This is a genomic window from Aeoliella mucimassa, from assembly GCF_007748035.1.
Lineage (GTDB): Bacteria > Planctomycetota > Planctomycetia > Pirellulales > Lacipirellulaceae > Aeoliella > Aeoliella mucimassa.
The window spans coordinates 605,769-618,363 of record NZ_CP036278.1 but is presented as its reverse complement, the minus strand read 5'-3'; the positions used below and the strand labels follow the sequence as shown (position 1 = coordinate 618,363).

Here is a 12,595-nt window from a genome sequence, read left to right as displayed (position 1 = left end):
TTGATCGCTAGCCCCGCTTACCTTCAGCGCTTTTTCTGACAGCCCGCGCAGAAGAACGTCGCCCGCTGCGCTTGCACGATGCGTTCGATCACCTGCCCACAGCGGGGGCAGGGAGTCCCCTGGCGAGCGTACACGCGGTGCATGTTTTGATAGCTGCCATCCTTGTTCAGCGCGTTGCGATAGGTTCCATCGCCGAGCGTGGAGCCTTCGTACCGAATCGCCTCTTCGAGTACCGCGAGCGACGCCTCAGCGAGTCGTTGCCAGTCGCCTCGGGTGAGTCGATCGCACCGCTTGGCCGGATGAATCGCGGCGACGTGCAGCAGCTCCGAAGCGTACAAATTGCCAATGCCCGCGACCACCCGCTGGTCGAGCAACGCGACCTTCACCGCCCGGCGACTGCTTCGCAGCCGGGTGCGATACTCGTCGGCGGTCATCGCCAGTGCATCGGGTCCCAGGCGATCGGGCCCGAACTCGGTGGCAAACTCTTCGGCCGAAAACAGGCGAACATTCCCCAGTCCCCGGCGGTCCCAATAATAGAACGACGGAATCCCTCGCCCGGCCAGGTCGATTCGCAGCCGCAGGTACAACGGATCGGGCGGATCGGCCACGAGCACCAGCCCGGTCATGCGGGGCTCGATGACGAGTCGGTCGCCAGAGTCGTCGAACACCACGACCACCCGCTTGCCAACGCGTTCTATGGCCGCGACCTGCTGGCCGACGATGCGTCGCCGCAGGTGATCGATCCGCGGAGCGACCGCAATCGGCTTGCGGGGGCACGCCAGGCGTTGGGCGTCGGCCACCCGGCGACCTACAATCGGGAGCAGCCCCCGTCGCATGGTTTCGACTTCAGGAAGTTCAGGCATTCGTAGTGCGGTGAGGATCTAGGAGTGAGGAAACCGTGAGCAGAAATACGACTCGTCGATGGCCGGATGTTGCCCCTGCATTATGGTGCCTCGCAAGCAAAAGACGAGGCCCGTTGCTGCTCGCCGGCTCGATAGAATAGCCAGCACCGGTGCTGCTTCCCCCCTGCCCTTGCTGGTGAATCGGGCCCTTTTTTCTCCACACTTGATTACACCCCGGCGGCAGTCGACAATCATAGGTTCCACAGCCCTTTACAGATGCGAGTAATCCACCCCATGACAGCTTCTCCTGCGGTACCCGATGCAGCGGGCCGGTACGGTTCGTTCGGCGGGCGTTATGTACCCGAGACCCTGGTTAAAGCCCTCGACCAGTTGACCGAAGAGTACGCCAAGGCCAAGGCCGATCAGGCGTTCCACGACGAACTGGCGGTGCTGCTCCGCGACTTCGTTGGTCGGCCGTCGCCGCTGTACCATGCGAAGCGGTTGAGCGAGCAATGCGGCGGCGCACAAATCTACTTCAAGCGCGAGGACGTGAACCACACCGGCGCGCACAAAATCAACAACACCATTGGTCAGTGCTTGCTCACCATGCGGATGGGCAAGGGCCGCGTGATCGCCGAAACCGGCGCCGGCCAGCATGGTGTCGCCACCGCGACCGCGTGCGCCCACTTTGGCCTGCCGTGCGTCGTGTACATGGGCGAGGAAGACATCCGCCGCCAGAAGCCGAACGTGTTTTCGATGAAGCTGCTCGGCGCCGAGGTGCGCCCGGTGACCAGTGGCTCGCGCACTCTTCGCGATGCGATTAACGAAGCGATGCGCGACTGGATGAGCACCGTAGGCGAGACCCATTACATTCTCGGCTCGGTGGTCGGTCCGCATCCGTTCCCGCAAATCGTCCGCGACTTCCAATCGGTCATCGGCCAAGAAGCGATCGCCCAGTGCAACGCACGACTCGGCCGCCTGCCCGACACCGTGGTGGCCTGCGTCGGCGGTGGCTCGAATGCGGCCGGCATGTTCTATCCGTTCGTCGAACACACCGACGTGGAACTCGTGGGAGTCGAAGCTGGCGGCCGCAGCAACCAGCCAGGCGATCACGCCTCGCCGCTCACGTATGGTCAGCCAGGCGTGCTGCATGGTTCGTTCAGCTACGTGATGCAAGATGAAGATGGCCAGACCTGCGATGTCCACTCGATGAGCGCCGGACTCGACTACCCTGGCGTCGGTCCCGAGCATAGTTACTGGAAAGAAACCGGCCGCGTGAAGTACACCAGTTGCGACGATACTACCGCGATGGATGCGTTCGACGCCACCGCAGCGAGCGAAGGCATCATGCCAGCGCTCGAGTCGTCGCATGCGGTCGCCAAGGCGATGGATATCGCGAAAGGCAAGAAGCCCGACGAAGTGGTGCTGGTCTGCCTGAGTGGTCGCGGCGACAAAGACGCGATGGAAATCGCCCGGCTCAAAGGCGTCGACTTCGGTTAATCACCAGCACGTGGCAATCAGTCTCAGGCGACTCAAGGGGGAATACGATGCGAAACGCGTTTTTACTGTTGGTGCTGTTTGGCACCGCGATGGCTGTTGGATGCACCGAAATGACCTATAGCGTCGAGGTGCAGGAACCAGACGACCCGGTGATCGACGTCGCAGAAGATGATGTCGACATGAATGCAGCCATTGACAAAGCGCAGGCGACAGTCGACGTCGAGGTGCAGGAACCAGACGACCCGGTGATCGACGTCGCAGAAGATGACGTCGACATGAATGCAGCCATCGACAAAGCGCGGGCGACAGTCGACAAGTTCATCGAAGCCTTGAACCAACCGGAGTCGGAACGCGACTTCTCGGTGAAGCTGCTTATCACCGATGGCGACGCCCACGAGCATATGTGGCTCACGCCGGTCCGGCTGGAAGGAACCACGTTCATCGGCGTGCTCAACAACAAGCCCGGGCTGGTGTCGAACGTCGAGTTCGGCGACGAGCTGAAGGTAGAAAAAGACCAAATCTCCGACTGGATGATCGTCGACGGCAAGAAAATCTGGGGCGCCTACACGCTCCGCGTGCTCATGGAGAAGCTCCCGCCCGAAGAGCGGGCAACGATGCCCCGCTCGCTGGAGTTTCTTGAGCTTTAGTTTCGTGGGAACACGAGGGAAATTGGAAGCCTAGCCGCGCCACCGAAATAGTTCGCTTTGCCGCAGCAAAAAAACTGGCAGAACGATGAAACTCCCGGGGCGGTCGGTGGGTAATACAGTATCTACCCCCTCCCTCGAATGCCCTCCCTCCGGAACCTTCCCGATGACGCGACTGGCGACTCTCACCCTGGTTTTGCTCCTGTTTATTGCGGTTTCGCCCACCCAGGCGGCGCTCACTCCCGACCAGCTCGAAGCCGCGAAGGCCTGGCTCGAGAAGCCAGCCGACGAGCGACCGGCCGTGGATTCGCTCGATCTGCCGAGCGACCTGTCGAAAGAGGACGCCGCGCAGGTGACCGAGCAGCTCTGGAAGCTGATGCAGGAAACCGACCCGGTGGAAGGCTCGGCCCTCGGCCCGCTGCCGAAGTCGGTTCAGGAGTCGATCAAAGATGGCAAGCTCGAGCTGCACGCCAGCACGTTGCCGCTTGGCGAGCACACGATGCCATTCGTGGTGCTGCGTCGCGAGCAGCAACCCGCGCCCGAAGCAGGCCGGCCGCTGTTCCTTTGCTTCCACGGCGGCGGTGCGAAGCCCGATGCCGATGGCCCCCACTCGTGGGCGATCAACACCCGCGAGCTGCAAGCTCAGGTGCAACTGTCGCTCGGCGTGTATCCCTCGGAGGGCATCTACTGGATTCCTCGGATGGCCGACGATCGCCTTGGTCGCTGGTGGCACTACCACAATCAGGTGGCCATCGACGCGGTGATCGACCACGCGGTGCTGCACTGGGGAGTCGACCCGAACCGCGTGTACATTCTCGGCATCTCCGAGGGTGGTTATGGAACCGACATCCTGGCTCCCTACATGCCCGACCGTTTCGCCGGGGCAGCCGCCATGGCCGCAGGCGTGGGCCTTGGCAACCCGGTAGCCAACTTGCGTAACGTTGCATTCAGCACCGACGTTGGCGAGAAGGACACCATGTTCGATCGCCGGCCGCTGGCCGAGAAGTTCCACGCCGCGCTCGACGACTTGCACGAGGAAGATCCTGAGGGATACGTCCACCGCTTGGACGTGCAAGCGGGGCGCGGCCATGGAGTCGATTACAGCCAAGGCACCGGTTGGATTCCCAAGTACACCCGCAAACCGTTCCCCAACAAGTTTGTGTGGATCGATCAGCCGCTCGACAATCATCGTCGCAGCCGGATGTACTGGGTGAACTACCCCGAGTCGGAACAGGAAGGCCTGAACCGCATTGTCGGCACTGCCGATAGCGAAGCGAATCGTATCGAGCTGAAGGCCGAGAAGCTCTCGGAGAAAGTCGCGGAGGGTCACCCCACGCACATCGATCCCCCCGAGGGTGAGATCAAGCCGCTTAGCGGAGCCAAGCTCACGCTGTTGCTCTCCGACGAACTGGTGAACCTCGACAAACCAGTAGAGGTCGTGGTGAATGGCAAGAGCCAAACCGTGGAGCCCAGCCGCTCGGCCGGAGCGATTCTCGCCACGCTGGCCGATCGTCCCGATCCCACGATGGCCGCCACCTGCGAAGTGGAAGTCACCGTCGATTAATTCACTCACAAACCTCGGGGGCTCGGGTTATGAACATTGCTTCCCGCACCCCCGAGGGGTTTCCGAGTGAGTGCCCACTGTGCGGCGCGAAAGTGAACTTGGAATTCTCCGAACCAGCGGGCGATGCTCCTTGTCCGCAGTGTGGCTGCTTACTGTGGTTCGCAACGTCGGCATTTGAGCGCATCCAGAAGCTCTGGAGCGAGCAGCTCGGCGTAGCACCAGAGAAGATTACACCGCAGACTTCGTTCGCAGACCTTGGCAGTGACTCGCTAGAGGTCGTCGAAATCGTGATGGAACTCGAAGAAGAGTTCGATCTTAGCATCCCAGAAAAAGAAGCCGAGGATATCCAGAACGTCGAGGACGCGATACGATATTTACAGCGCCGGATTCGCAAACCGTAGTCGCGGCCGGCCGTACTTATTGCACTTCCCTGCCCCCTCAAAGCGTCTCTGCGTCCAATCATCATGCCCGCCATCGACGACCTGTTCCAGAAGCTTCGTTCCGAAAACCAGAAGGCGCTGATGCCGTTCGTCACCGCGGGCGATCCCGATGTGGCGTTCACTTCCGCGGTGCTGCAGGAGATTGTCGGGCGCGGCGCGCACCTCTGCGAGGTTGGCGTCCCCTACAGCGACCCGATTGCCGACGGGCCTGTGATTCAGGCCAGCTACACTCGGGCGCTCGACAACAAGGTGAAGCTGGCGTCGATTCTCGACATGCTGGGCGAGACCACGCCGAAGCTCACCGCTCCGGTGGTGACGATGATTTGCTACGCGATCATCTACCGCCATGGGGTGACCGCGTATTGCGACCAAGCCAAACAGGCGGGCATCGACGGGCTGATTGTGCCCGACCTGCCGGTGGAAGAAGCTGCCGAGCTGGCCGCCATTTGTCGCGAACGCGATCTGTCGCTCATTCAACTGGTCACGCCCACTACCCCGCGCGAGCGGGCGCTGAAGATCTGCGAGACCTCGAGCGGCTTCGTGTACTACGTGTCGGTCACCGGCATCACCGGCGAACGCACCGAGCTGCCGCCCGACATCGTGGAGAACGTTAGCTGGCTCCGCGAGCACACGTCGCTGCCGATTTGCATTGGCTTCGGCATCAACAAGCCCGAGCACGTTAAGCTGCTCGCCCCGGTGGCCGACGGACTGATCGTCGGCTCGGCCATCGTCCGCCGAGTCGCAGAAGCGGCCGAACGCTCGCGCGACGAAGTGCTGAAAGACGTCGGCGATTACGTCGCAGAACTGCTGGCCGCGTTCTAGTAGCGCCAGCGTCGTTGCTGCATCTCTCTGGCGTTAATCCGACAGCCGAATCTTCACTCCGCCAACCAGGCTCGCAACGATGTTGTAGATGCCTGCGAAGAGGAGTCCGTTTATGAATCCACCGAGGCCATAAACAATCGGGGCGGCAATAATCACCCCAAAGCCAATCATCAGCATGGGGTCTGTTTCTCTGAAGCCTTCGGAGAGGTCGGCAAAAGGTCCCCAGTGGGTCATCACCGCAAAGATCACCCCACCGATCAAGCCGGCCATCGCCCCTATCGCTCCGCCAACCTTCCCACACGAGAACAGGTCGATCTGTTTGACTTCGCGCAATCGCATCGACGAGGGGATTCCAGTCGTCGGAGGTCTCGTAACGTCAATTTCGACATCCGGGACTTGACTGCTTTCGTAAGGGTTTTCCACGGCGGTCGGTGCCTCGCGTCTTGCTACAGGATCGTCCCAACTCACCACATCAAGCGAGCTGGCTCCCGTTATTCGAAACCGATTCGGTGATCTTGGCAAGAGATGCGAGACCCCACAGCCGGACCGCGTGCGCGGTCCGCGTCTATGAATCGATGAAATCTCACCTGCGACGACTCTACTTGCCACCCGAGAGCAGTCGCGTGAGCTTCTCCAGCTTCTCGGCTTCCTGACGACGCCCTAGCTTGTTGAGCAGGTCGATACGAGCCTGACGGGCGCGGTGCCAGCGTTCGCCGCCGCGGGTGCTGCCGCGTTCGAGTTGGCTCCACACTGCCAGCGCGGCTTCGCGATCGGCCGCAGTGCTGCTCGAACCGAGCACCCGGGCGTACTCTTCGCGTAGCTCGCCATCGTTGGGATACTTGGCAATGACTGCCAGGTACAGCTTACGAGCTTCCTGCACGTTTTCGATCGCGGCGTACGCAGCCGCCCGATAGCGATCGGCCGACAGCTTCCAGGTGCTGGTATTGGTGCCAGCTACGTCGATCACGGCCAGCAACAACTGCCCCATGGCTGCTCTCTCGGTCGTGCGCGGCGGTGTCGCCCTGGCATAGACATTCAGTTGGTCGGTCAGTTGCTCGGCGAGTCCTTCGAGCGATCCGGCACCGACTCCCCCGCCGGCCGAGTTGCGCAGCAGATCGATGGCCTCCTTCGTCTTACCCCCCAGCACGTAAGCCATCGCCAGTACGGGAGTCGCTTGGTCGACAAACCCCGGCGGCGGGTCGCGCTGCATGGCCGCCTGCAACACCTTTTCGGCATACGAAGTGTTACCCGAGTCGAGCGTGATACGGGCGAGCTCTAATGCGCAGGTTCGTTGGGCGTCGGACCACTCGGTGGGCCAGCCGACCGAGTCGCCGGTGCCGACGATCGCCGGCAACAGTCGCTGCACCGCTTGCGAAGCCAGCTTGGTCCGCTCGGTCGACTCGGTGAGTTCGTTGATGCGCCCGCGATACGCCACCGCCAGCAAGGCGTAGCAATCCTCTGCGTAAGGCATGCCGACTTCGACGGGGGCGAGCAACTCGATCACCGCTTGCCATTGATCGCGGGCGACGAGCGCCTTGGCCAACCACCAACGCACCTCGGGCATCGTGGTTCCTTCGGGCCAATGCCGCAGATGCTCGCGACACGCGTCGACGTACACCGACAGCAACTCGTCGCGCGTTGTGCTATCGGCTCGACGAGCCATCTCGGCCAGGCAGAGCAGTGCCTCGCGATGATCGATGGCCGAGTCTTCGCGATCGAACGAGCCGAGGGCCAAGCGTCGGAACCGAGCGGCCGCGTCGGCATACTCCCCCTGCTTCTGCACAATGGCCGCGGCCGCACGCTCGGCGGCAAACGCCTGATTGCGATCGCGATCGTTGCGAAACTGCTCGGCGGCCTGATCGTAAGCTGCGATGGCCGAAGCCAACTGCCCCGCCCGATACAAGTGCTCGGCCGCATGCACCCGCGCGATCGCCGAATTCGCGTCGCTGGCGGCCGCGAATCGCTGGCCTACCATCGCCTCGGCCTGACGCACGTACCGCGGGGCGTGCTGCCGGCGAATCGTCGCCAGCAACGCTTCGAGCGGTTGCTGCTGGCCGCTGGTCGTGCTTAGCAATAGTTCCAACCGAGCCAGGTCGACCACGGGAGAACGTCCCACCGCAAACTGGCTGGCCTGCAACCAGGCGGTCGCCTGCTGGGTTTGATTGGTCGCAATCAGCAGCCGCGTCTGGGCGGCAACCAAAGCGGCCTGCTGATCGGTTGGCACCTCGCCCGACTCGCGCCAGCTCGCAATCGCGGCCATCGCCTGCTCGCCTTGGGCCAGCTCGGCCATCGCTTCGAGCCAGGCAATGCGGGCTTGCCAGGTTAGCTCGTCGACTGGTTCGGCCGTGCTGAGCGACCCCAACGACTCGGCCGCTTGCTGCAGCGAGTTCACCCGATCGGCCGAACCTTCGGCGTACGTGCGGGCTTGGGTGTGAAACGCTTTGGCCAGCGAAAGTTGTAAGCTGCGTTCGAGCCCCGCAAGTTCGCGATCGGTTAGCTCCGGCTCGCCGCGGGTTCTTCGCATCGCGATCTCCTGCCGGCGAAGCTGCACCTCGTCGAGCACTTCGCGCAACAGGCCGATCGAGTTTCGCAGATCGCTTTGCAGTTCGACCATCGTGTCGTCGTCGATCGCTCCCACCTGCTCCAAGGTGGTTAACTCGGCTCGCGACAATCCGTTGAGTCCGGTCTGCATCTGCGCTAGCAACCGATACGCCCGATCGGGCACCTTGGTCCATGGTTCGAGCACACGATCGGCAGTGCGCCAGTGCGGCTCTCGGGCAACGGGGGCAGAGTCGTACGCCTGGGCCACAGCGACGAGCGACCATTCCACGGCCAGTTCGATTTGCTCGCGGTCGGTCAGTTTGGTATCGGCCAGTCGATCGCGACAGTACAACTCGGCCAGGCGATACATGCCGCGCTCGCGAAGCTCGGCCAGGTAGCGTTGCTCAAGCGACTCCCCCTGCACCGCAGGCGACGTGGCGAGCAACGAGCAAACAAGCAGTAGCAACAGAGAACGCATGGCAAGCTGGGGAGAACGGTAACTTAGGGGGCGTCGGCAGCGAATTGAACCTTGCTGAGTCCCAACGAACGAGCCAGGTCGTACACCTCGATCGCCTGGGCCAGCGGTACCGCATCGCCGCAGTCGACCACCACCGGCAACGACGCATCGACCGACGCAATCGCTCCAAGCAGTTCAGTAAGCGTCGCGATCGAATCGCAAGGCTGGTCGTTCACCAACCATCGTACGCGGCTAGCATCCCCCGCGACCACCACGACGATCCGCTCCAGGTCCTCAGGGGGCTCGATCGGCACGTCGACCGTCGCCGAACTGCTGACCAACAGGCTGCTCGGCAGCACCATTTCGACCGCCTGAAAGCTGGCCGTGCAGACAAAGAAAATCAGCAAGAGAAACACCACGTCGATCATGGCAGTCATCGACAGTTCGCCCGACTGCTTCGTAAAACGGGGATGTCGCCAGGATTGGGCCATGAGTGAGGGTGGGTGGTTATACTGGAACGAAAGGTTTTAGCCGCCGCAAAGCAGCAGCCGTGTCGCATGACGCAGTGTAGCAAAACTTTGCGATTTCGATTAGTTCGATCCTCGTATGTTCCGTCTTAGTCCAGAAGCCCTGCTGGTGTTTGCGATTGTCTCGGCCGCCGCGGTGGGCTTGATGCTCCTCCTCAGCCCGCATGACACCCTGCGAGGGCTGCGGGAGCTGTTCGACCTGAAGATCATCGGTCGTGCGGTGCGGAACGCGTGCCTGAGGTTCTCGTTGCGGACACTGATGATAACAATTGGCTACCTGGCGAGTGCCTTTGCTTTTGTCGTGTATCAGAGCCGCTACAATTACGATGGAGAATGGTTCCCCGCTCTGGCGTACGTTCTCTTTTTTTCGATCATTGTCTTGCCGTTACTCGTGTACTTCTACTTCGATGTGAAGGGGAACGATCGCCATAAACTACCGAAGGAGCCCCCAGTGTTCGACAACCTTGTCGTTAAACCGAACAACGACGACAAGCGAGAACCTGACTCCGAATAGCCCGACACTGATAAGCATGCCGAGTACCACAAGCGACGACTCTCCGGTGTCTTCCGCTGCTTTCCCAGCTTATCAAGCGTTAGAATACTCTCAGCGGCGGAAGTCACCCACTCGAACGCCGGATTCCCATCCATGGCCCCTGCAACCGAAAGCTCGTCTTGGCGATTTAGCTTCCGATGGCTGCTGGGAGCAATGTTGCATGCGTGTATCGGCATGACACTGTGGGGGTTTGTCACTCACAGCACGATCAATGCTGTGGAAGCCAACCTGGTGGCGACCGACTTCTTGTTTTCGATGCTGCCAGAACGACTTGTGCATGTTGTCCGCGCATTGGCCATGTCCTCTCCCCTCATCTTTTTCGGCAGCGTGCTCATCGTTCTGGCACTGCAAGTGGCGACGCCTGCCAGGACAAAATGCCTGTGGTACTTCCTGGCAACCTCGGGGGCGCTCATTTTTCCAGTGCTCTACCTCCCTATCATTCATCGGATGCAGGAAGTTTTGTGCAGACTGCTTCTGGTTATGGCTTGGACTTCGCTCGGAAGCTACCTAGAGCTTTGGCTGCGTCGGAGTAGGCAGCACTCAGACGAGGTGACGCAAGCGGAAGAGAAGACAGCCTGGTTGGCCAGTTACTGTTCCACACTCTCTACCTTCGTATTTTGGACGCTCACCTTTAGAGAGATGTTCATTGTTCTCTAAGCCTGTATTTCACGAAGATGCCAAACTGCTAACGACACGGCGTTAGCTTCCGCTGCTTTCCCAGCTTATCAAGCATTAGAATACTCTCAGCGACGGAAGTCACCCACTCGAACGCCGGATTCCCATCCATGTCCCCTGCAACCGAAAGCTCGTCTTGGCGATTTAGCTTGCGATGGCTGCTGGGAGCGATGCTGCATGCGTGTATCGGCATGACACTGCTGACGCTCGTCACCCGCGGCACATGGATCGACGCGACATGGCTCGTCGAGCAGTCCATCTCGCTGCTGGTGGAGGAACTTCCGGAAGGGCTGATGTTTGGTGTTGCCTATTTCGGACTGTTCTTCGGACCCTTTGTCTTTTTTGGCTGCGTGATCTTTATTCTGGTCTTGCAATTGACCACGCCTGCGAACACAAAGTGCCTGTGGTACTTTCTCGCCACCACAGTGACACTCTTGTGCTTTTACTTCCTTCCGATCGAACCAGACTCCACGATCGAGCAAGAGACCGGGTGCCGGCTGCTATTGCTCCTGGCGTTGACTTCGCTGGGAAGCTTGGCGGAGCTATGGCTACGACAAAGACACCGGCCATCCTCGGAGACTCCCCCACCAAGAGAGGAGGCTGTGTGGTTGGCCAGTTACCTAGCCCTGCTGGCGGCATTCGCTGCCTGGACGGCGCTTGCTGGGGCTTTGATTTTTGCAGGCTGCTAAGACGAGCGACCGTGGCTACAGCGCTCGGCGGTGTCGGCGGCCGCGGCGGGAGCCTGGCAGTGGAGCCGGCTTGGGCTTCTCTTCTTCCTTCGGCGCGTCGGCGGCACCAGACGGGCCGGCTGGACCGGACGGACCGGCGACGGGCTCAATCACGGCAAAGCCTTCGATCTCATCACGCTTCAGGAGCCTGTTGATGAGCATTTCGATGCGGGTGAGTTCCTGCCCCTCTTCGGGCGTTACAAACGTGTACGCGACGCCCTCGCGGCCCATACGGCCTGTACGGCCAACGCGGTGCACGTAATCGTCCGACGCCTGAGGGATATCGTAGTTAACGATGTGCGAGATGCCGCTCACGTCGATGCCACGGCCGACCACGTCGGTAGCGACCAGCAGCTTGATCTCGCCAGCTCGAAACCGCTTCATCACCTTATCGCGAGCCCGCTGGTGCATGTCGCCATGGATGCAATCGGCGCCGGGAAAGCTCTTGGAGAGCTTCCGCTGAATGCGATCGGTGCCCCGCTTGGTGCGGCAAAACACAATCGCCTGCTCTGGTTGCTCGCGTTCGAGCAGTTTGACAAGCAGGTCGTACTTCTTCGATTGCTCGATGGTGAAGTAGTACTGGTCGATCGTGTCGACGGTCTTGGTCTTGTCGCTGAAGTCGAGCACCTCGGGATCACGCATGTAGCGCTGGGCCAGGCGTTCGACGGCCGGAGCCACGGTGGCCGACAACAGTAGCGTTTGCCGGGTCTTGGGGCACCGGCGGAGGATCTTCTCGATGTCGGGACGAAAGCCGATATCGAGCATGCGATCGGCCTCGTCGAGCACTACCATCTTCAGGCCTTCGAGCACCAGGGTGCCGCGGCTCATATGGTCGAGCACCCGGCCGGGCGTGCCGACCACGATTTCGGCTCCCTTTTCGAGCTTGACGACCTGCTGACGAATCGGTTTACCGCCATACAGGGCGAGCGTACGCACCTTACTCCCGTGACTGAGCTTGTCGATCTCGTCACGCACCTGCACGGCCAATTCGCGAGTCGGCACCAAAACTAGCGCCTGCGGCGGGGCGCTACGGCCCTGACGCTCCAGGCGTTCGAGAATGGGAATGCCGAAGCTGGCGGTTTTTCCCGTACCAGTGCGGGCCTGGCCGAGCACGTCTTTCCCCTCAAGCGCAAGAGGAATGACCCCCGCCTGCACAGGGCTAGGCTGGTGGTACTGGGCTTTTTCGAGCGACGCCAACATGACTTCCGAGACTCCAAGCTCGGAAAACTGGGCACTCGAGTGGGAAGAAGACGACGGATTGGTGGTTGGGGTGAGATCGGACACTTGGGACAAGATTGCTCC

Annotated in this window: 13 protein-coding genes; 8 read left to right on the top strand and 5 right to left on the bottom strand. The window is 61.2% G+C overall.

Annotated features, from left to right (window positions below; genetic code table 11):
* Nucleotides 1-23: 23 nt before the first annotated feature.
* Nucleotides 24-863 carry an Fpg/Nei family DNA glycosylase gene (locus Pan181_RS02540; RefSeq protein ID WP_145245339.1) on the bottom strand — a complete coding sequence of 280 codons (840 nt, stop codon included), beginning with the start codon at nt 861-863 and terminating at the stop codon, nt 24-26.
* A 255-nt stretch (nt 864-1,118) separates the two neighbouring features.
* On the opposite strand from Pan181_RS02540, the gene trpB reads away from it, so the two are divergent.
* From trpB to trpA, 5 genes are all read left to right on the top strand, one after another.
* Nucleotides 1,119-2,342, top strand: a complete 1,224-nt coding sequence (gene trpB / locus Pan181_RS02535) for a tryptophan synthase subunit beta (RefSeq protein ID WP_145245338.1) — start codon at nt 1,119-1,121, stop codon at nt 2,340-2,342.
* Between the two features lie 47 nt (nt 2,343-2,389).
* Nucleotides 2,390-2,989 carry a YegJ family protein gene (locus Pan181_RS02530; RefSeq protein WP_145245337.1) on the top strand — a complete coding sequence of 200 codons (600 nt, stop codon included), beginning with the start codon at nt 2,390-2,392 and terminating at the stop codon, nt 2,987-2,989.
* Between the two features lie 163 nt (nt 2,990-3,152).
* On the top strand, nt 3,153-4,550 hold the full coding sequence (locus Pan181_RS02525; protein ID WP_197528847.1) for a hypothetical protein: 1,398 nt from the start codon (nt 3,153-3,155) through the stop codon (nt 4,548-4,550).
* Nucleotides 4,551-4,702: 152 nt separating this feature from the next.
* Nucleotides 4,703-4,951, top strand: coding sequence for an acyl carrier protein (acpP, locus tag Pan181_RS02520; RefSeq protein WP_231943838.1), 249 nt, complete (start codon nt 4,703-4,705; stop codon nt 4,949-4,951).
* Nucleotides 4,952-5,014: 63 nt separating this feature from the next.
* Nucleotides 5,015-5,812: a tryptophan synthase subunit alpha gene (gene trpA / locus Pan181_RS02515; RefSeq protein WP_145245334.1), complete on the top strand. Its 798-nt coding sequence runs from the start codon at nt 5,015-5,017 to the stop codon at nt 5,810-5,812.
* 33 nt (nt 5,813-5,845) lie between these two features.
* Here trpA and Pan181_RS02510 read toward each other — a convergent pair whose 3' ends face one another.
* From Pan181_RS02510 to Pan181_RS02500, 3 genes are all read right to left on the bottom strand, one after another.
* A complete protein-coding gene (locus tag Pan181_RS02510) occupies nt 5,846-6,151 on the bottom strand; it encodes a DUF3566 domain-containing protein (RefSeq protein ID WP_145245333.1) in 306 nt (101 codons plus the stop codon).
* Between the two features lie 259 nt (nt 6,152-6,410).
* A complete protein-coding gene (locus Pan181_RS02505; protein ID WP_145245332.1) occupies nt 6,411-8,831 on the bottom strand; it encodes a hypothetical protein in 2,421 nt (806 codons plus the stop codon).
* A 23-nt stretch (nt 8,832-8,854) separates the two neighbouring features.
* Nucleotides 8,855-9,301, bottom strand: a complete 447-nt coding sequence (locus tag Pan181_RS02500) for an ExbD/TolR family protein (protein ID WP_145245331.1) — start codon at nt 9,299-9,301, stop codon at nt 8,855-8,857.
* Between the two features lie 115 nt (nt 9,302-9,416).
* Between Pan181_RS02500 and Pan181_RS02495 the strand changes: the two genes are divergently transcribed.
* From Pan181_RS02495 to Pan181_RS02485, 3 genes are all read left to right on the top strand, one after another.
* Nucleotides 9,417-9,851, top strand: coding sequence for a hypothetical protein (locus Pan181_RS02495; RefSeq protein ID WP_145245330.1), 435 nt, complete (start codon nt 9,417-9,419; stop codon nt 9,849-9,851).
* A 132-nt stretch (nt 9,852-9,983) separates the two neighbouring features.
* Nucleotides 9,984-10,547 carry a hypothetical protein gene (locus Pan181_RS02490; protein WP_145245329.1) on the top strand — a complete coding sequence of 188 codons (564 nt, stop codon included), beginning with the start codon at nt 9,984-9,986 and terminating at the stop codon, nt 10,545-10,547.
* A 167-nt stretch (nt 10,548-10,714) separates the two neighbouring features.
* Nucleotides 10,715-11,254 carry a hypothetical protein gene (locus Pan181_RS02485; RefSeq protein WP_145245328.1) on the top strand — a complete coding sequence of 180 codons (540 nt, stop codon included), beginning with the start codon at nt 10,715-10,717 and terminating at the stop codon, nt 11,252-11,254.
* Nucleotides 11,255-11,269: 15 nt separating this feature from the next.
* Here the strand turns inward: Pan181_RS02485 and Pan181_RS02480 are convergent, their stop codons facing one another.
* On the bottom strand, nt 11,270-12,577 hold the full coding sequence (locus Pan181_RS02480; protein ID WP_391483986.1) for a DEAD/DEAH box helicase: 1,308 nt from the start codon (nt 12,575-12,577) through the stop codon (nt 11,270-11,272).
* Nucleotides 12,578-12,595 lie beyond the last annotated feature (18 nt).